Origin of the sequence: Streptomyces sp. C1-1 (assembly GCF_050214755.1) — a bacterium.
GTDB lineage: Bacteria > Actinomycetota > Actinomycetes > Streptomycetales > Streptomycetaceae > Streptomyces.
In genome coordinates this window covers 36,488-54,744 of the sequence record NZ_CP189826.1, presented here as the reverse complement: position 1 = coordinate 54,744, position 18,257 = coordinate 36,488, and the positions used below count along the sequence as shown (strand labels likewise).

At 69.7% G+C, this 18,257-nt stretch carries 18 protein-coding genes and 5 pseudogenes; 6 read left to right on the top strand and 17 right to left on the bottom strand.

Features of this window, described 5'->3' with window-relative positions; genetic code table 11:
• Window positions 1-139 precede the first annotated feature (139 nt).
• Complete coding sequence (locus tag ACQF4J_RS00330) at window positions 140-610, bottom strand: hypothetical protein (protein ID WP_427164122.1); 471 nt, start codon at window positions 608-610, stop codon at window positions 140-142.
• Between the two features lie 289 nt (window positions 611-899).
• Between ACQF4J_RS00330 and ACQF4J_RS00325 the strand changes: the two genes are divergently transcribed.
• Both ACQF4J_RS00325 and ACQF4J_RS00320 read left to right on the top strand, forming a co-directional pair.
• Window positions 900-1,136: a hypothetical protein gene (locus ACQF4J_RS00325; RefSeq protein WP_249837557.1), complete on the top strand. Its 237-nt coding sequence runs from the start codon at window positions 900-902 to the stop codon at window positions 1,134-1,136.
• A 123-nt stretch (window positions 1,137-1,259) separates the two neighbouring features.
• On the top strand, window positions 1,260-1,406 hold the full coding sequence (locus tag ACQF4J_RS00320; RefSeq protein WP_427164121.1) for a hypothetical protein: 147 nt from the start codon (window positions 1,260-1,262) through the stop codon (window positions 1,404-1,406).
• Between the two features lie 612 nt (window positions 1,407-2,018).
• On the opposite strand, the gene ACQF4J_RS00315 is transcribed toward ACQF4J_RS00320, so the two are convergent.
• The 6 genes and pseudogenes from ACQF4J_RS00315 to ACQF4J_RS00290 form a co-directional block, all read right to left on the bottom strand.
• Window positions 2,019-2,330 carry an STAS domain-containing protein gene (locus ACQF4J_RS00315; RefSeq protein ID WP_351584881.1) on the bottom strand — a complete coding sequence of 104 codons (312 nt, stop codon included), beginning with the start codon at window positions 2,328-2,330 and terminating at the stop codon, window positions 2,019-2,021.
• Between the two features lie 67 nt (window positions 2,331-2,397).
• Window positions 2,398-2,673, bottom strand: coding sequence for a hypothetical protein (locus ACQF4J_RS00310; RefSeq protein WP_427164119.1), 276 nt, complete (start codon window positions 2,671-2,673; stop codon window positions 2,398-2,400).
• A gap of 10 nt (window positions 2,674-2,683) precedes the next feature.
• Window positions 2,684-3,244 (bottom strand): annotated as a pseudogene (locus ACQF4J_RS00305) (DUF5994 family protein).
• Complete coding sequence (locus tag ACQF4J_RS00300; RefSeq protein ID WP_427164118.1) at window positions 3,196-3,582, bottom strand: hypothetical protein; 387 nt, start codon at window positions 3,580-3,582, stop codon at window positions 3,196-3,198. Before ACQF4J_RS00300 ends, ACQF4J_RS00305 begins: the two are co-directional and overlap by 49 nt.
• Window positions 3,579-4,232: a tyrosine-type recombinase/integrase gene (locus ACQF4J_RS00295; RefSeq protein WP_427164117.1), complete on the bottom strand. Its 654-nt coding sequence runs from the start codon at window positions 4,230-4,232 to the stop codon at window positions 3,579-3,581. Before ACQF4J_RS00295 ends, ACQF4J_RS00300 begins: the two co-directional genes overlap by 4 nt.
• 323 nt (window positions 4,233-4,555) lie before the next feature.
• Window positions 4,556-4,828, bottom strand: a pseudogene (locus ACQF4J_RS00290) (site-specific integrase); the annotation flags it as partial.
• A 188-nt stretch (window positions 4,829-5,016) separates the two neighbouring features.
• Between ACQF4J_RS00290 and ACQF4J_RS00285 the strand changes: the two are divergent.
• Window positions 5,017-5,463, top strand: coding sequence for a hypothetical protein (locus ACQF4J_RS00285; protein WP_351584972.1), 447 nt, complete (start codon window positions 5,017-5,019; stop codon window positions 5,461-5,463).
• Window positions 5,464-5,733: 270 nt separating this feature from the next.
• On the opposite strand, the gene ACQF4J_RS00280 is transcribed toward ACQF4J_RS00285, so the two are convergent.
• Window positions 5,734-5,949, bottom strand: a complete 216-nt coding sequence (locus tag ACQF4J_RS00280; RefSeq protein ID WP_351584970.1) for a hypothetical protein — start codon at window positions 5,947-5,949, stop codon at window positions 5,734-5,736.
• Window positions 5,950-6,053: 104 nt separating this feature from the next.
• Window positions 6,054-7,115 (bottom strand): glycosyltransferase, encoded by a 1,062-nt coding sequence (locus ACQF4J_RS00275; protein WP_427164116.1) that lies wholly within the window; start codon window positions 7,113-7,115, stop codon window positions 6,054-6,056.
• Window positions 7,116-7,257: 142 nt separating this feature from the next.
• Between ACQF4J_RS00275 and ACQF4J_RS00270 the strand changes: the two genes are divergently transcribed.
• Window positions 7,258-7,845 carry a TetR/AcrR family transcriptional regulator gene (locus ACQF4J_RS00270; RefSeq protein WP_385246487.1) on the top strand — a complete coding sequence of 196 codons (588 nt, stop codon included), beginning with the start codon at window positions 7,258-7,260 and terminating at the stop codon, window positions 7,843-7,845.
• Window positions 7,846-8,707: 862 nt separating this feature from the next.
• Here the strand turns inward: ACQF4J_RS00270 and ACQF4J_RS00265 are convergent.
• The 6 genes and pseudogenes from ACQF4J_RS00265 to ACQF4J_RS00240 all read right to left on the bottom strand — a co-directional run.
• Window positions 8,708-8,852, bottom strand: a pseudogene (locus ACQF4J_RS00265) (transposase); the annotation flags it as partial.
• Window positions 8,853-8,987: 135 nt separating this feature from the next.
• Window positions 8,988-10,229 carry an IS110 family transposase gene (locus ACQF4J_RS00260; RefSeq protein WP_427164115.1) on the bottom strand — a complete coding sequence of 414 codons (1,242 nt, stop codon included), beginning with the start codon at window positions 10,227-10,229 and terminating at the stop codon, window positions 8,988-8,990.
• Between the two features lie 208 nt (window positions 10,230-10,437).
• A pseudogene (locus tag ACQF4J_RS00255) lies at window positions 10,438-10,698 on the bottom strand (transposase); the annotation flags it as partial.
• Window positions 10,699-10,783: 85 nt separating this feature from the next.
• A complete protein-coding gene (locus tag ACQF4J_RS00250; protein ID WP_351583320.1) occupies window positions 10,784-12,199 on the bottom strand; it encodes a DHA2 family efflux MFS transporter permease subunit in 1,416 nt (471 codons plus the stop codon).
• Window positions 12,200-12,213: 14 nt separating this feature from the next.
• Window positions 12,214-13,035: an alpha/beta fold hydrolase gene (locus tag ACQF4J_RS00245; protein WP_351583323.1), complete on the bottom strand. Its 822-nt coding sequence runs from the start codon at window positions 13,033-13,035 to the stop codon at window positions 12,214-12,216.
• Window positions 13,036-13,086: 51 nt separating this feature from the next.
• Window positions 13,087-13,545, bottom strand: coding sequence for a cupin domain-containing protein (locus ACQF4J_RS00240; RefSeq protein ID WP_427164114.1), 459 nt, complete (start codon window positions 13,543-13,545; stop codon window positions 13,087-13,089).
• Window positions 13,546-13,707: 162 nt separating this feature from the next.
• On the opposite strand from ACQF4J_RS00240, the gene ACQF4J_RS00235 reads away from it, so the two are divergent.
• Window positions 13,708-14,328 carry a TetR/AcrR family transcriptional regulator gene (locus ACQF4J_RS00235; protein ID WP_427164112.1) on the top strand — a complete coding sequence of 207 codons (621 nt, stop codon included), beginning with the start codon at window positions 13,708-13,710 and terminating at the stop codon, window positions 14,326-14,328.
• Window positions 14,329-14,568: 240 nt separating this feature from the next.
• Window positions 14,569-14,784: pseudogene (locus ACQF4J_RS00230) on the top strand (hypothetical protein); the annotation flags it as partial.
• 455 nt (window positions 14,785-15,239) lie between these two features.
• On the opposite strand, the gene ACQF4J_RS00225 reads toward ACQF4J_RS00230, so the two are convergent.
• Window positions 15,240-15,521 carry a hypothetical protein gene (locus ACQF4J_RS00225; RefSeq protein ID WP_427164110.1) on the bottom strand — a complete coding sequence of 94 codons (282 nt, stop codon included), beginning with the start codon at window positions 15,519-15,521 and terminating at the stop codon, window positions 15,240-15,242.
• Window positions 15,522-15,970: 449 nt separating this feature from the next.
• A complete protein-coding gene (locus ACQF4J_RS00220) occupies window positions 15,971-18,130 on the bottom strand; it encodes a glycogen debranching N-terminal domain-containing protein (protein ID WP_427164109.1) in 2,160 nt (719 codons plus the stop codon).
• Window positions 18,131-18,257 lie beyond the last annotated feature (127 nt).

The window sequence follows — 18,257 nt, the reverse complement described above, 5'->3', positions numbered from 1 at the left end:
GCAACGCTGTGAAGTGCGCATGATGCGGCACCGGTGCCGCATCATGCGGCGAAATGCCGGGCCGCAAAGTCCGCCTGGGAGCCGCGCAGCGCACGACTCCCAGACGGCGGGCCACGCCCTCCTCCCGGGGGAGAGCGTGTTAAGCAGCTACGAGGTAGCTGATGCTCTCACCAGGCTGAGTCCGGAACTCCAGGCGAAAACGTGTGTTGTCCCGCACGTTGGTGGACAGCGTCGCCCAACCGGGATACGGCATCAGCTTCCACCGGCTGCAACTGATCGTCGAACCATTGGCCCGTTCCAGGCATGAGCGCGCGTCCGTCTGATACCGGACGCGCGTCAGCCGCAGGTTGATGTCCACGCAGCGGTTGGTCGTGTAGTACGGCCCCACCGCATTGTTGCCGTACGCCAGTTGGATCATCGCCGACCGGGCACCCCCATAGCAGCTCGTCGCAGCAGAACTGACTCCTGCGCTCGGTCCCGACATACCCCCCAAGGCCATGGCGGCCACAAGGGCAATCTTCACCCACGTGCGCATACGGCTCCCCCTCCCTAAAGAAGAACCGGAATATCGGTCGATGATGATATTAATATCGAAAGTCCCTATTTTCATGAAATGTAAAGTAATGAATAGAAGAGACTATTCAGGGAGGTTTACTGCCCGTTTGCGCTGCAGGCGTGAACGCACAGCAGAGCACTCCTCTCGCTTTCTGCGGGCAACCGCCGCCCCGTCTCGCTCCGCCATGGCCGTCCACGCTGCCCACTGGGGCGACCTGGGCGCCACCTGGGCAAGGTCTGTGCAACGGCCACGGCCGGGGCCCGGTCGAGGCGGAGCCAAGCGAAGTCCCCTCATGTGCAGGTCGCGGCGGGGAGCTCAGCGGTGCGCGGCTTAAGTTACTTCCGTGACACACACCTTCGAAGAGCTCCTGGAGATGCAATGCGCCGCCGACCGGGCGCACGCGACCGTGCAAGCCCTACGGGACCAGAGCGATCCGCCCGCCTACGAGACCGCGTGGCAGGCATGGCGCGACCTCGCCCATGAGGCACACACTGCGATCACCGAGCACGCGAAAGAGCAGGGCGTGATGCGGGCCGGAGTGGAGCTTGAGGTGAAGAGGGCCGTCCGATACACCGAGTAGCGAGCACGCAGAGTGGTCGCCTGCACGTTGAGCTGTCCGGTGCCGGACCAGCGCGAGCTCTACGGGTGTCTGACGGGTGAGGGCGTGCCCCAGGGCCTCCCCCTGGCTGGTGGACAGGCTGACATGGATCTGCTTGACCCGGAGGAAGCGAAAAGACCGCCGATGGCGATGAAGGACTACCCGGACGAGTTCAAGGCCGATGCCGTGGCCTTGATACGAGTCCACGCCCGCGGCGACGTACAAGAGCATCGCCGCCGACCTGGGCATTAACCGGGCCACCCTGCATGAGGGGGTGTTGCGGGACCGCGAACGCCGCGGGGTCGCCCCCGCCGGACCCTCTGCGGACGTGATGCCGGCGGCCCAGGCCGGGCAGATGACCTCGTCCGCCGATCCGGACGGGCGGATTCGGCAGCTGGAGGCCCGGGTGGCCGAACTCGAAGCGAGCGAGCGGAGGCTAGCGACCGAGCGCAACATACTCCGCAAGGCGGCCAAGTGTTTCGCCGGGGAGACCAACTGGCGAGTCGCTTCCAGTTCGTCGCCGACCACCGGGACGCCTACGGCGTGAAGCGGCTGTGCGAGGTCTTGGGCCGGTCTGAACCGGCCCGGCTAATACAAGTGGCTCTCCGGGAGGAAGGCGAGGTCGTCCCGGCAGAGCGAGGACCGGCTCCTGGCCGAGCGAATTCGCGAGGTCCACGGCGAGTCCGGCGGTGCCTACGGCTCCCCGTGACCGCGGAGCTCCGCGCGGGGCCTGCGGATCAACGAGAAGCGGGTCACCCGCGTCATGCCACATTCACCATCCTGGTGCGCCGGCACGGCAGTTGCTCCTGGCGGAGTGGCGAGGCCACTGACGAATTCGAGCCAGGCCGGCACCGGCCCGGTTCATCAAAGGAGCACTCGATCGGAGCCGGCGTCCACGAGGAGTCGTGCGGTCTGCGGGGACGGGTAGTGCAGTCGCAGGGACGTGTGAGTCTCGGCGGCGTGCCGCGACGCGTCGAGGAAGACGCGCAGGCCGCTGGTGTCGCAGAGGCCGACGGTGGTCAGGTCGACGTCGATGGTGGTGATGCCGTCATACAGGCACCGCTCCAGGGCGGTCCGCACCTGGGGCGCGGTGACCGGGTCGATCTCGCCGGCCAGGGTGATCAGTGCTCGCGTGCCCCGGTCGTGCCGGTAGATGTTCAGCTGCGGAAGGGTCATGATGCCTCGGTTCATGGGCCCCGGCCGCCACTCGCAGATCCGAGGCATGGTGACGGAAACCGGCTGGTCACCTGTGGTGAGTGGTAGGGCTGCGTCGGCGGCGCGGCGGGAAGCGGCCACGGCCTCCGTCGCGGTGGTCCCGTCGCTCGCCGGAGGTCGGCGACTCGGACCGGCCGGGTGCCACGGGCGGTGGCGGCGTGCCGCGTCCGCGACGGCCGGGCAGGGGGGCGCTGTAGCGGTGCACGGCGATCCTGTCGGCGTGCTCGATGTTGAGCCGGCGGATCACGTATGCCGCCGCTGCGATGAGGACGATGAAGGCAGCGGCCGTCAGAAAGGCGTTCATGGCGGCCGCCTCACATATCGACGATCACGCGACTGGGCGGACTGGGCTGATGCGGGACGGCCGCGGACACCGAGGCGCCGCCCTCGTATTCCCATGCCTCGTCCGGGTCCAGTGGCTCGTCGCCGCGGACGAGGCCGTGCCGGGCCTCGTCCGCGGCGATGAGCGCGCTCGCGGTCGCGGGCGGGCCGTCGTAGTCGGACGCGGCAGCCATCAGCCGGGCCACCGACTGCGCACCGGTTTCCGGCGGGATGATCAGCAGGTCCCAGCGGCCGGTGCCGTAGGAGAGCAGCAGCAGCTTGTGCGGGTCGATTTCCGGGGTGAACCAGCCGACCTTGACGATGTGGCCGTCCACGGGAACCTGGCGCGGGATGACCGGCCAGTACTTCGGGTTGACGGCGATGCGCGTGATGCGGCCTCACAAGGGGTCCAACACGTCGGTCAGCGCGGGCAGTTCACTCAGCAGGTCTCGGGAGCGGGGCCACCAGGCACCGTCGAGCAGGCCGCGGGAGACGCCGTCCCTCTTCAGGGCCAGACGCGCTGCCGGGGTCGCATCGTGTCGGCGACCTTGCACCCAGCCCTTCGCCTTTCGGCCGCGGCGGCGCCGGCGACCCAGCTCAGCGGCCCCGGGTCGGCTTCGCAGGACTCCCATCGCTCCTGCCACCCGTCGCCGGGCCGCTGAGCCAGCCACTCCAGCATGCGTTCGGCAGCGCGCAGCCGCGCGCGTACCTCAGCTCCAGGCAGATCGGCCCAGGTGCGCAGCTGGGACAGCTTGTGCAGTACCTCGCGGCTGGACTGGGCGTCGATCGGCCCGACGCGGCGGCGAGCCGGACCTGTTTGCTGGGTTCCGATGAAGGCCGGGAAGGGCTTCGCCTGCGAGGACTGGGCAGGCCTACTGGTCGTGGTGGTCACCGCGGTACTTCTCCAAAGAGCACGGCCAGGTCCGCGGCGTCGTAGCCGCGGGCCGGGGCCGGGACGGCATTGATGGCGGGTTCGGTCTGCTTGAGGGCCAACAGGTGCTGGTGCACCCGGCGGATGACTTCCTCGGGCTCCTCTTCGAGGTAGAGCTGCGTGGTCGAGAGGTGGGCGTGGCCGAGGATGGTCTGGATGTCGCGGAGCGAGAGGTTGCGGTCTCGGAGCATCCTGCGGGCGCAGGTGTGCCGGAGGTCGTGCATCGTCCAGTTCGTGCCGAGGGCATCGTTGACCCGGCGCAGAACAGCCCGGAGGGCGTCGTAGTTCAGCGGCTGCCGGGCTGGCGTGCCATCGCCGCGGCGCCGTCGCCGCAGGGTCCACCAGACTGGGTCGCTCGGTTCCAGTGGGCCGATGCTGTCTAGGTAGAGCCGCGGCCACACGAAGGCGTCGTTGCTGGCCGGCAGCCACTGTTCGGCTCCGGTTCCCTTGCGCCGCACCCGGACGACCTGGTCGCCCCAGTCGAGGTCGCCGCAGCGGATGCCGAGGACTTCGCTGGCGCGGCTGGCGTTGCTGATGACCAGCGAGGCCAGGGCCCGGTCACGGTCCGAGCGCAGGGCCGTGAACAAGGCGTCCCACTGCTCATCGGGCATCGCTCGCGGACGGCGTTTGGGCAAGGGTGGGTTGTAGCGCAGTCGGCCTTCGGGCCGGAACGGCTCCAGCGGATTGTGGTGCCCGTGCGGCCGTCGTCCCCGCGGCGTTCCTGCGGCACCGGATTGACCAGCGGTCCGGCCCCGCGCTCGATCCAGAACTCGTAGAAGCTGCGGATCACCGCGTTGCTGTGACGGATCGTGCGGACGGCGTACTGGTCTCCCGGGTGCTGCTTGCGCGTGATCGGATTGATGGTGCCGGCTGTGGCGGCCGTCTTCTTCATGGGGGTCCGGCGCGGTTTCGATGTGCGTTGCAGCCACAGCGCGAACTCCCGTACCTCCGCCGATGTCACCTTGTCCCACTCAACGTCGACGACCAGAAGCCACCGCCACCACCGCAGCAGGTCGTAGGCGTAGCTCCGTACGCTTCCGACACGGCGGCCCTGGGCGACGAAGGCACGCAGGTACCGGCGTACGGGTTCGATCGGCTGTCCGTCGGCGTCTTGTACCTCGTACGGCACGACACCGTCGACCTCCACCACCCGGCCCCACAGCGGGAGCCGGATCGCGTCGATATCGCGCTCCACATCACTCGGCATCGCCACGCAGATCCCTCCAATCGGGTTGCGTGACTTCCTACCGACGCAGCAGAGCGAAACACCCACGACACGCGCGTGTCGCCGCCTGTAGTCCGGTCAACATGTCGCGAGGTGCAGGACCAGTTGCCGGCACCCCGGTACGGAGTCGTAGGTCCAGGAGGCCCTTGTCGTAGCACAGGGTGGCTGCTGTGGCCGTGACCCGTATCGGCAAACCTCGTTACCCGGTCATGATCAAGAAGTTGTTCGCCGTGGCCTTGGCCACGGCCCTTGCCGCTGGCGCGGCACCGGCGGCTGCCCACGGCCAGGCATCCAACCGTGCTCAGCGCGTGACGCTCACGAACTCGGACAACGGCCGGTCCGCGACTGCGAACACGGGTGACGACGTCGACATCCGGCTCACGTCCGTCCGGGACAACGGACTCACCTACTCCTGGAGCGTTCCTCAGTCCAGTACCCCCGATGTTGCCCGGCTGGCCAACGGCGGTACGACGCCGGATGGTGGCGCAATGGCAACCTTCCATGCCGAAGAAGCCGGCACCGTCACCATCACCGCGACACGACACTGCCGGCCCGACCCGGGCCGTGTCTGCCCTTCGGTGATGACGCCGTGGAAGGTCACGGTCTCGGTGGAGTGACTGCGCTCGGGGCCGCGGGCCGGCCGTGGTCCGAGCTCGGACGACATCCCTTGTGAGTGACCGAACCGTTCCCAGCAAGGCCAATAGCACCTGGCCGGGGTGCTGATCTGCGCTCTGGCTCCCGAGCCCTGTGCTCTTTGCGGCAGGCCGACGGAGGGCCTGGCTGACTGAGCCGAACGCGGCGCGGTCAGCTTCGGCGTGCTCGGCGTCCGCTTCCTCGGTGCGGCTGGCAAGGTGCACGCGTTCCGCCCCCGATTTGGGGGAAGGATGTCACCTGTTGGTGCAGGGCAGGCCGCAGTCGACGCGCTTGCGGTCATCATCAGCCGCAGGGGCCGGCGCGGGCGACGCCGCGGAGGTCGGTCCGTCCTCCTCGCCGAGCTCGGACAGCAACCGGCTGGCCGCGGCGAGGAGTTCCCCGTGCAGCCGCTCGCCCTCCCTGCAGCGGTTGCGCGTGCGCGGGGCGCTGACCTGAACCTCTTCCGGCACGGACCCGTTCTTACTACCTGCGCCCCGGGCCACGGCAGTTGCCTGCGGGGATCGGTCACCGTGACCGATCCCCGAACGCTTGCACCAGACTCCGGACCGGGAAATCAGCGACGCTCGCTCCCGTGCCGCAGGACCGCGGTCTCCAGCATGGGAACGATCTCGGAGACCGGCGTCATCGTCCCCACCTCTTGCGCCGACCGTGCGGCGGCCTCCCGGTAGGAGGGCGTGGCCACGATCTTGGCGGCCGCGGGGCCCGAGTCGTCGAAGGCGCTGATGGTCTCGGCGATGCCGATGCGGGTAAGGCGTTCGGCGTTCCACGGCTGGTCGGCGTGGAAGGGCCGGACGACCATCGGCGTGCCGGTGGCCAGCGCGGCGAGGATGGTGCCGGTGCCGCCGGCCGACACCAGGACATCGGCCCACGGCAGAACCCGGGCCAGCGGCACGAAGCCGGCGCGGTGGACGTGGCCGGCGACGCGCTCCGGCGTGTGGGACCCGGCGACGATCACGTTGAACCCGGAGTCGGCGAGGGAACGGGCCGTCGCCTCCTCCGCCTCGGGCTCGATGACGCTCGTACCGAAGGTCACCAGCGCCCGGGGACGGTCCTCCTCCCGGAACGCCGGAAGCTCGAAGACGTCGTCCTCGCGGTCGAACGCGACCGGGCGTACGGCAATTGCGTCGGGCTCCGGATCCTCGCCCTCCTGGCGCAGGAAGGCCGGATAGGGGTCGAGGTAGGCGAGGCGCTTCGTCGCTCGCAGGGAGTACCGGTCGAGCTGCTGGTGCCAGCGCCCGCGCAGCGCGGACATCAGCTCGGACGGCACGCTGCCGCTGATGCCCAGCGCCACCCAGGGCACGTCCAGCGCGGAGGCGATCGTCGGCGCGACGTAGTCGAACGGTTCACACACGATCAGCTCCGGACGGAAGGCGGTCGCCTCGCGCAGTGCCTCGTCGTAGGTGAGGTCGACCCTGGTGCCGGCGAACATCTCGACCGCGGCGGGCCCGGGTTGGGCGGGATGCATCCCGGTGCGCCGCTGGGTCTCCGCCATCTGTGCCTCCAGCGTGGGCCCCGCGGTGAGGACCGGGAACGGCCGCAGCAGGGGAGCCGTCTCCGCGTTGCTTAGGATGGCGATCTCATGGCCCGCGGCGCGTGCCGCCGTGGCCAGAGGCAACAACGGAAGGGCATGACCACCCGCGGGAACGGCACTGAACAGGATACGCATTGTCACCCCTAAATGAATGAACGCTCACTTTAATTTAGCAGTCCGGCTCGCCGGTGACCGCCCGTCATGTCCCGTCATGCAAGGAGGAGTTGTGCCCAGGGTCAGCCAGGAGTACCTGCGGGCCCGCCGCCAAGGCATCGTGGAAGCGGCGCGCGCCGTGTTCGCCGAGAAGGGGTTCGCCGCCGCGCCGATGGCCGCCATCGTCAAGGCGTCGGGGCTGTCGACCGGCACGTTCTACCGGTACTTCCCCAGCAAGGCCGCGCTGGTGGCCGAGATCGTGAGCGGGCGGGACGGCACCGAAGGCGGCGGTTTCCCCGCCGACGAGACGCCGGGAGACCTGCTGCGCCGCTTGATGTCCTATGTGACGCCGCCCGGCGCGTCCGCGGACCACGCACGCCTGGTCGTCCAGATCTGGGCCGAGGCGTCGACCTCCGAGGAACTGGCGGCCGTCGCCGTGTCCCGGCACACCGCGCTGCGCGACCACCTGGCGGGCCTGTACGCGAGGAACCGCGAGGGCGACGCCGAGGCCGCAGAGCCGACCGCGGCGGACAGCACCCGGGCCGAGGCGGCCCTGGCCGCGCTCATCGGCTACGCCACCCTCGCCGCCGTCGACGCACCTGCCGATTTCGCCGCGCTCGGCCGACAGATCGAGACGGCGTTTGCCTGTGAGGAGCAGTAGGAGATGTCGCGCGCTGCTCATGAAGTGGCACGGAGCCGCACGGGGATGGCCCTCAAAGCCCAGCCCCCGACCGGCATGCCCTGAGCTGCCCGGTCATTCGCGATCCGCAGCCCAGCACGGAGGCTTCTCGGTGATGGCCAGTCAGTTCCGTCACCGGCGATGTCAGTGCGGACCTCTACGCTCTGGACCTGTGACGACAGCATCATGGTCCGGAGTGATCTGCCCCTGGACGCGGCAGATGGTGCCGCGGGGAGAACGGGCACCCGGCCGAGCAAACCAGAGCGGCTGCCGCTGAAGGAGACCACGGCCGTCGGCTGGATGGAGTTGCGGAACGTTCCAGTGCTCGCTCTGTTCGGCGAGCGGGGCGCGGGCAAGTCAGTGGCACTTCTGCAGGAGCACCCACCCCTGGAGGCCGCGCAAGCCAAAACGTGGTGGGTGAACCTGGGGCGGCACCAGACAGAGTCGCACTGGCTGCCACGTCCGCTGCCCGGGAGGCGGCCGCGGGCGATGGCGCGGCCGGCGGGTCCGGCTCCGTTGCGGGCGGCCCTTCCGCAGGGTCCGGATCGCTGGCCGCCACCGGATTCGGCGGCGGCCGGATCCTCTGGGCGGCAGGCGCGCTCTTGCTGGCCGGTGGTATCGCCGTAGCACTCTCCCGACGCTCCCGCGGCCGGAACTGACACCTCGTCCGGGGGCCCGACGGTCCCCCGGACGGGTCAGGGACGAAAGCCGTCGATGCTGCCCGCAGCAGCAGCCACGCCCGCGACTGCGATGAGGACTTCGTCTTCTACGGTGCCCCACAAAGCCCCGGCAGCGTGGTCCAGTTGGTGACCGAGGGCCCGAATGAGCACCGTTCGCGGGTGCGCCAGGCGTCGGCGAACTCCGCGAACCGGTCCAGGGCGGCCTCCTCGGTCGGCGCCGTGTGGACGGGCTTGAGGAGGCGGGCGATCTTGTCCCAGTCCCTGGCGGGCGGCATAACGGAATGAGTTCCGCAGGAGATGGACCACGCAGACTCCCCCTGTCAACCTTCCGGGTTGTGGATCACGAGGCGTGTGTTGTTTCGGAAGGGGCTGCCGGCATGCCAAAGAGCCGAGGGTCGGTGGCGTGATCGTCCCGCGGCTTCGGTCAGACGGCGCAGGAGGCCTTCAGGCTGTCAGATCGGCCTCCGTGCGGTTGCTGAGGTGGAGGTCGGGGTTGTAGAGGGTGTGGTCCTGCCAGCAACGCCAGAGGACGCGGACCCAGCGGGTGCCGAGACCGCGGATAGCGCGGTTGTGAGGCTGACGGCGGGCCCTGGCCTCCTCGTATGCCTCACGCACCCAAGGGACTTCGCGAGCCATATTGAAGACCCACCAGTCCACTGCGTGGCGCATTCGCTTGTTGGCCGCATAGCGGAAGCGGACTTGCCGGGTGCGACCGGAGGAACGGGTGACCGGGGCAACTCCGGTCTCGGCCATGAGCGCGGCCGGGGTGGGGAAACGATCGCGGTCCTCGCCCATCTCGGCCAGCAGAGTTGCCGCGCAGGAGCGCCCCATGCAAGGGAAACTGAGGAAGATCGGCGCGTCTGTGTGGGTGGCCAGGAGTTCATCGATCCGTTTGTTGAGGATGCGGATGTGGTCGTTGAGCAGGGCGAGTTGCTCGGCGAAGAGCACGGCGGTCAGTTGCTTGCCGGCGACCGTGCCCGGGGCTGCGGTCAGCAGGTGCGTACGCAGTCGTTCCACCAGCACTTCGGGACGAGTGCGCCCGGAGTAGCCGTGACGGCCGGTGAACGCCTTCATCCGCTCAGGGCCGACGCGGCGGGCCTGCTCAGGGGTGGGGTAGTCCTGCAGGAACGCGAGGCTGATGTCGCGGTCGAGGGAGGAGAACAGGTGTAGCACGGCGGGGTGGTAGGACTCGAGGATGGCTCGGAGCTGGTTCTCCAGGTCGCGCTGGTTCCAGATGACGCGTTCGCGGTCGCGGATGACGGCCCGCAGCTCGGCCAGGGCCGGTGAGGCGACCGGCAGTGGCCGCCAGTGCCGGTATTCGTGACGGAGGCTGTCGGCCAGGACGAACGCGTCGAAGGCATCGCCCTTCTTCGGTGCCATCCGGTAGCGTTCCCGCGCTCGCGCGGAGATCTTCGGTGAGACGCAGTAGAGGGTGTGACCTGCGGCTTGAAGACGCTCGACCAGCAGGCCCTCGCCTCGTTCGATGGCTATCCCGGCCAGTGGTGCGTGGCGGCGCAGGTGTCCGTCCAGACGCTCGAGGCCGTCAGCAGTGTGCGCGTAGCGCCTTTGGTGCACGACCTGGCCGGCCTCGTCCACGAGGCAGAGCTGCTGATGGGCGTTGCCCCAGTCGATGCCGGCGAACACCCCGGCTGGATCTGCAGTGTTGGTGGGTAACGAGTGGTCCATGGGTTCCGTCCTGTCGGTCCAGGTCACCGACCGGGCGGCCCCGCTGGTACCTCATCTCGGCGCTCGAAGCGCGACTCCCGCTGGCCAGTTCGCGGCCCGCCTCCAGCGGGAGGGACAGGTCTGCATGGGGGCCTCGAAGGCAACGCGTCTGCATAGGTCCTCTCCCGCTGGCGCGGTGACCGGCGGGGAATTCCCGCCACCAAGGAGTGTGCACGGATGAGGTCTGCACGATCGTGGCCGGCCAGACGGTCTCGACGGCTTCGGGCAGGCCCCTGAGACCGTCGCAGACGAGCATCAGCACGTCGCTCACGCCGCGGTTCTTGATCTCGGTGAGGATGTGCAGCCAGTGCTTGGCGCCCTCGCCGCCGTCGCCGGCCCACAGCCCGGGAATCTCGCGCCGGCCCTCGGCGGTGACGGCCAGGGCCACGTAGATCGGCCGGTGGGCGACCGCGCCGTCGCGAATCGGAACTCGGCGGCGTCGGAGATCCCGTACAAGGGCCAGGGTGTCCGCGTCGAAGCCGTGACCCTCCTCACCGGCGCTTCGGCCCACGCGTCTATCGCGTTGCCCTCGAGATCCGCCGCCCGCTGCGCGCGCGCAACGAGCCGTGATCTCCGGCTATGCCGGAAGCGTGCGCGCTGAACGTGCTCAGGATCAGGACGGCCAGCCCACAGCCGGTGATGATCCACCAGGGTGCGGGGCGGACGTCGGCGGCGATCGCGGCGCCGACGACCGCGATGCCGAGGGAGGAGCCGATCTGGCGGCTGGTTGCGGCGACCGCTGCGGCGACCCCGGCCTGGGCGCGCGGCAGGCCGGAGACGGCCGTGTTCGTGATCGGTGCGTTGACGAAGCCGAAGCCGAGCCCGAACAGGGCGTAGGTGAGGGACAGCAGGGCGTGCGAGGGGTGGGTGGAGCGGGTGACCAGGACGGCCAGCAGCCCGCTCGCCGAGATGCCCGTGCCCGCGAGGAGGAGCGGGATGCGGGGGCCTCGGCTGCCGACGATCCGCCCAGACAGCGGCGGGCAGATCAGAGAGAGCACCGCCATCGGGAGCAGGTGCAGCCCGGTGGACAGCGCGCTGAGCCCCAACTGCCGCTGCAGGTAGAGGGTGTTGGCAAACAGGAAGCCGCCCAGTGCCGCGAAGGCGAAGACCGCCGTCGCTGTGGCCGCGCTGAAGGAGGCGCTGCGGAAGAGACGCGGGTCGACGAGGGGTTCGGTGCGTCGGTTCTCGTACGGGACGAACCAGGCCAGCGCGCCTGCTGCGGCAATCAGGCAGGCCAAGATCGGTGGTGAGGTCCAGCCCTCGTCAGGGGCTTCGATGATGGCGTACGTCAGGGTGCCGAGCAGGGTGATGACGAGGAGCTGTCCCACCGGGTCGGGCCGGCGGGCCCGGGGCGCGCGGGACTCGGGGACGTACCGCACGGTGAGCGCGAGGGCGGCCAGGCCGATCGGGATGTTCAGCCAGAACACGGAGCGCCAGCCCGCCGACTGCACCAGGAGGCCGCCGAGGATCGGTCCCGCCGCCATGCTGATCCCCACCACCCCGCCCCACACGCCGATGGCCCGTGCCCGCTCCCGCGGCTCGGTGAAGGTGTTGGCCAGGATGGCCATCGCAACCGGGGTGAGCATGCATCCGCCCACCGCCTGCACCATCCGGAAGGCCACCAGCCACTCGAGTGTCGGCGCCAGGCTGCACAGCGCGGACGCGGCGGTGAACAGTGCCAGGCCGAGTTGGAAGATCCGCCGCCGTCCGACGCGGTCGGCCGTGGAACCGGCCAGCGTCAGGAACGAGGCGAGCACGATGGTGTAGGCGTCGAGGGTCCATTGCAGGCCGGAGATGGGGGAGGCGAGGGCGTCCTGCATCGAGGGCAGTGCGACGTTGAGGATGGTGGCGTCGAGGCTGACCAGCAGGACGCTCATGCAGCAGATGGTCAGGACGAGCAACCGGTGCCGTCTGCTCCCGGGTTCGGGCATGGCAGGTTCCCTGTTCAGTGGGTCGGCCGGTTGGTGGCGTGCGCGACCGCGAAGTCCCAGACCACGGGCAGGAATTCGGCCGGCGTCTCGACCTGCGGCATGTGACCGGTGCCGGGCAGCAGTTCGAACCGGGCGCCCGGGACGGCGTTCGCCCAGGCCCGGCCGTAGTCGGTGTCGACGACCTGGTCACTTTCGCCCCAGGCGACGAGCGTCGGGTGGGTGACCTTGGCCAGACGCTCGAGCAGGGTGGGGTCGGCCATGGCGTTCGGGCCGGAGTAGACCTCCAGTGCGGCCCGGTTGGCGACCATGACCGCCCGCTGGGCGTCGGAGAGGGTGCTGGGGTCGAAGCGGAACTTCGAGGGGTCGTGGAAGGAGAGCTGGGCCAGTTCGGCGGGGGAGAGGGGGAAGGTGTCGGCCACGGGGTGGCCGGGGACCTGTATGCCCACGGCGTTGACGAGGAGGATACTGCTGATCCGGTCGCTGCCGAGTGCGGCCAGTTCTGCGGCGATCCATCCGCCGATGGAGTTGCCGACGACGGTGACGTCTTCCAGGCCGAGGGTGTCGAGCAGCTGTGCGTAGAGCTGGGCCAGGGTGGGGACGTCCGTCAGCCAGGTGGGGCGGGCGGTGCCGCCGAAGCCGGGGTGGACGGGGGTGATGACCCTGGCCGGCCGCTGCTCGGCGAGGAGCCCGGCGAAGAGGGCGACAGTCTGGGGGCCGCCGCCGCCGTGCAGGAGCAGGAAGGGGTGTCCCTCGCCCTGCGGTCTGCCCTGGACGTCGATGGTGAGGTCGACGTCGCCCTGTGCGAGGGAGAGGGTGTGGGTGGTGGTGCCGGTCATGGAGGTACTCCTCAAGTAGGTGGTTCTGCAAGGGGGGTGGGTCGGTGGGCCTTACGCGAAGTCGGTGGCCGGGACCGTGGCGTACCGGCTCATCACCTCGATCGTCGACTCCGGGGTCATCTCCCGGCCGCCGGCGATCATGTCGCGCAGGTCGCGGAAGTACTGCACGTACAGGTCCGGCGTGAAGGTGTTGAGCATCACCGCCGGTTCGTCGCCGAGGTTGGCGAAGGTGTGCGGGGCGCCGGGCGGGATCATCGCGAGGGTGCCGGCCGGGGCGGCGTGGGTGGTCCGACCGATGGTGAAGTGGACGGTGCCGGAGACGACGTAGAAGCCCTCGTCGTGCTGGGCGTGCCGGTGCTGCGGTGGGCCCTGGGTGTGCGGGGCGATGGTGATCTCGCCGATTCCGAGGCGGTGCCCGGTGGTGCTGCCGTCCTCGAGGATGCGGATCCGTGCCGGTCCCAGGTGAATGGTCTCGCCGTCGTCCGGCCCTACCAGGGAGACGTCGTTCATCTTTTTCTCCTTCACGCCTCGGTGCTCGACTCTCGTGAGAGCGAGCTCTCACGAAATGGAACGTTAGAGGGTTGCCTCTCTTCATGCAAGTGAACTCTCATAAAGAGGGTTGGCAGTGATAGTCTGGGCCCGGGACCTACGGGCACGAACGGGGGCGCACCAATGGCGACACGGACCGGAACCAGCGCGGGCATGAGCACCGGCCGCAGCAACCAGAAGATGCGCACGCGGACCGCGATCGTCGATGCGGCCCGCCAACTCATCGGCACCGGTGGCGAAGTGACCATGCCCGCGATCGCACGCGCGGCCCTGGTGTCGGAAGCCACCGCCTACCGGTACTTCCCCGATCTCCCCTCGCTGATCAGCGAGGCCCTGGCCGGCGTATGGCCGCCCCCCGCCGACGCCCTCGCACCGGTCGCGGACTCGGCCGACCCCGTCGAACGTATCGCCTTCGCCTGCGAATTCCTGCTCCGCGGCATACTCGCCCGACAGGGAGCGGTGCGCGCGATGATCTCGGCGACCATCACCCGGCCCGAGACGGTGACCAACCGCCCCGGGGTCCGTTTCGGGCTCATCGACCACGCCCTGCTCCCCCTGGAGGACACGCTCGCGCGGACGGATCCCGAGGCGTTCGCCCAACTCAAGCGCGACCTCGCCGTTGTCGTCAGCGCGGAGGCGCTCTTCACGCTCACCGATCTGTGCGGGCTCGGACCGGACGAGGCCGTCGCCAGCGCCGTACGGACGGCGCGGAGGTTGACAAAGGCCGCGGTGCGGGAGATGTAGTAGCCACCCGGGGTGGCGTTACTTCCCGAAAAACTGCCCGTGGTCCGGGCGTTCCGGGCCTGCTCGGTGGAGGGACCGGACGCGTCGTCGCCCGTCGTTTCCTCTACGACGCCCCGGAGGCCGTCGGCGCTGATCCTGCCCCGCCTTCGCCCCCTCGGCAATAACGGCGCCAGTATTGCCGTGCAACGCCGGGTCTGCACCTACCAGTGGATGCTCTGGCCTGCCGGTGTGACGCGGATCTTGCAGGTCGGCGGTGATCCCAACGACCCTCGCAACCTGTGGGTGAGCCGGCCGATCCCGGCCATAGGAAGGGCGCTGGGGTGAACAACCGGAAGGACCCGGTGGAGACCAAGGCTGCACACTGCGGTCTGCGTTTGCCAGCTCACCCTCGACGCCGCGCAGAAGGCGATCGTCACTGACTGGACTACCGCCCTGACCATCCTCCACCTCGGCTGAAGGAGCCGGACGAAAAGAGCGTCTCACCCATGGCCTGGACGTGGCCGGCCGCAGGGCGGCAGATGCGGGAAAGACCCCGGCTGGACCGGCCGGGCTGCGCGGCCCACCGGCTCCCGGACGCGTGAGCGGCGTCGCCGTCTTGCGTAGAGGTTCTCCGAGGAACGCCGGGGACGCGGGCCCCGGCTCGCGTACGCGGCGATACCCACGACGCTGAGCACCGCCGCGACCACGGCCGCGGGCCGGCTCCCCGGCGCCTGGGTCTGCCAGGCAGTGCCTCGCCCACAGGGCCCGTGCCGGAGAAGGCCGCCGCGCCGAGCGTCCACCCCAGCGGCAGGAACCATGCGCGGGCAGCACCGAGCACCATCGCTGCCCCTGCGGTCAGACCCAGCAGACCGGCCTTGTCACGAGGGCACAGGTGAAGGGACCGAAGCGTGTCTGCGTGAGCAACGTGGCCGCTACAAACACCAGGACACCTGACAGGCGGCGGCGAGGTGCGCCATCCGTAGCCACCCCCACGGCCGGGCCGCCGTGCGGTCCAGGGCGTCGTCGGGACCGCCGAGCGTCGTGGTGAGGACGGCCACGAGGACGAGCACCGTCAGAGGGAGGACGACGCCGGTGACCTGACTCTTCTGGTCGCTGACCGCCGCCAGCAGCCAGGCGGTGACCGCGCCCGCGAGCGCCGTACCGAGCGCTGCCGGTCCCCGGCGCGAGCGGACGTAGAGCGTCAGTGCCGTCATCGTGCGCTCCGGCTGAGGAGATTGGAGGTGTCCCGGCATTGCTGGGCGGCCCGGTGGACGGCCACCACCCGTGCCTCGGCCTTGGCGCGTGGCAGCTGCTTCAGGTCCTTCCAGAGGCCGACCCGTTTTACGGTCGGCGAGAGCCCTCCCACAGACCGGGGTATGCCCAGCCAGCTCTGGCAGCGGGCCAGTCCCGTCACCGGACGTCGGGAGCATGGGCATGCTGGCGACCGCCGCGGTGTGCCACAAGTGACGCGCACACGCATGCGGGGCGGAGGGGGCGCTCGTAGGCTGGACCTGCTCGGGGCTTGTCGCGGAGGTGAGGTATGCCCCGAACGATCTGGTCAGGTGCCATCAGCTTCGGCCTGGTGACTTCTCTGAACTACGCGGCGACCAAGGCAGGGACGTAGGCCGACCCCGCCGCAACGGCCCAAGGAGGCAGACCACGCTCAGGTTGATCGTGCTCGACTCGTCTGCACCGTCTTGGGTGCGACTATCGCTGGCCCTTCCGGCGCCGTCACGTCCACCGTGCCGTCCGGCTCGACGGTGACTTTCAGAGGGCGTCCGGCGACTTGGAGTCCGCTTACTGACAGAGGGCCGTACCCACGCGCGAACGTAGGCGCAACAGTCACCGTGCCACTGGGCACGTCCGCGTCGAGGCCGAGGGCGGCCTGGAGTACGAGGACCGACGCTGCAGCTGCCCATGCCTGCGGTCGGCAGGAGGCGGGGTAAGGCGCTGGACGTGAGCCGCTTTCGGCTGCGTGGCCAGCGAAGAGTTCGGGCAATCGGGCGTCGAAGTCGGCGGATGCGGTGAGCAGGCCCGCCGCGAGCGAGGTGGCCGCTTGGGGGAAGCCGGCCCTGACGAGACCGTGCACGGCGATCGCCGTGTCGTGCGGCCAGATCGAACCCGTGTGGTAGCCGTAGGGGTTGAAGCCCCCCGACTCGCTGCTCAGGGTGCGTAGTCCGTGGCCGGAGTCGAGGTCCGGTGCGCTCAGGCGGGCCGCGACCAAGGCACTTTCCTCATGGTTCAGCAGGCCGGTGCCGAGCAGGTGGCCGATGTTGGAAGTGACCGAGTCGACGGGCTGGCCGTCACGGTCCAACGCGACGGCCGGGTAGGCGCCTTGGGAGTCCTGCACCCAGAACCGCCTGCGGAAACGCGTGGCCAGTCGCTCGGCCCAGTCCTCCCACTCGTCGGCTCCCGGCCGGCCGATGGCACGCAGCAGTGCGGCTCCGCCGCGCGCGGCTTCATAGGCGTACGCCTGCACCTCGCACAGCGCGATCGGGGATGCGGCGAGGCGCCCGCCGCGGTGGCGGATGGAGTCGTCGTGGTCCTTCCAGCCCTGGTTGGCCAGGCCACGGCCGGTCTGGTCGACGTACTTGAGGAAGCCGTCGCCGCTCGCATCACTCTGCTCGCGCATCCAGGACAGGGCCGCCTCGGCGTGCGGCAGGAGCTGTTCGACCTCCTCAGGGGGGAGGCCCCAGCGCCAGGCGTCGTGCAGCAGGGTGATCCACAGCGGGGTGGCGTCGATGGTGCCGTAGTAGACCGGCGGCAGGATGAGGGTGTCGCTGAACTGCTGGGTGGTGCGGCGTACTTCGTGCAGGATCTTGCCGGGCTGTTCCTCGGTCGTCGGATCGGTGTGGGTGCCTTGGCGTCGGGCGAGGGTGCGCAGGGTGCCGGCGGCTAGCTCGGTACCCAGGGGCAGGAGCATGCGGGCCGCCCAGAGGGCGTCGCGGCCGAAGAGAGTCAGGTACCAAGGGGCTCCGGCGGCCAGGAACTGGTCGGGGCGGCCCGCCGGGGTGCCGGCTGAGAGCGGGTCGGTCAGGCGCAGCCGGTCCAGGTCGGCGAGGGATTGCTGCAGCCAGCGGTCCAGGCGGCGGTCGGCGCTGCGCAGCACGGGCGTGCTCCACGGCACGTGTTCGGCCGGTGCGGCCGGGAACTGGTCGTCCTCGGCCTGTGCCGCCGTGCAGGCCAGGAGCACGGTCCACGACCGGCCGGGAGCCAGATCAATGTCATACGACAGCTGCCCGGCCTGCATGTCCAGTGCGTCGGGCGCCGGGGTGCTGAGCAGCCGTACCGTGAACCCGTCGCGGGACCACACCAGTCCGCCCGCCGTGGCCTGGGCGGGTATGTCGTCGAGGTGCTGCCCGGACTTCACCCGGTCCATCGGGGCGAGGTCGGTGGCCGCCTGAACGGTGAGCCGGAAGCGGACGGGCTGCGCGCCGGAGTTGGTGACCTCGAAGGTCTCCTCCAGGCGGCCGGAGATGACGCTGCGGCGGCGGTGCAGCGCCACCACCGGGTCTTCCGTCACCTCGTCCAGGCCCCGGAAGACCGCCCGGAAGCCGGCTCGGTCGGCGCCCTGCAATCCTCCGGAAACCGGCGCGAGAGCGATGCCCGCGGCGGTGACCGTCAGCCGGGACAGTGCCCTGTTGTCGCCGTGGAAGAAGCCGTCCGCACCGCCTGTGACCTGGCCGTCTGCCTGCGAGATGACGAAGCTCGGGGCGTGCAGCGTGACGACGGCGTCATGCAGGAACGGCTGCAGGCTCTGGGCCGCGGCAGCGGAGGCGGTGGCGGAAATGTTGCCGTCGTGGGTCTTGACAGTGACGTCCAATGGGGCGCAACCTCTCGTTCATTAAATCGATAAAACGAACCTAATCACGAGGCTACATGGCTGACAAGCCGCTCTGAATCGCTTAAATAGAGGCCACAACTCGCCTCTTTCCGTCTGACCGATCCTG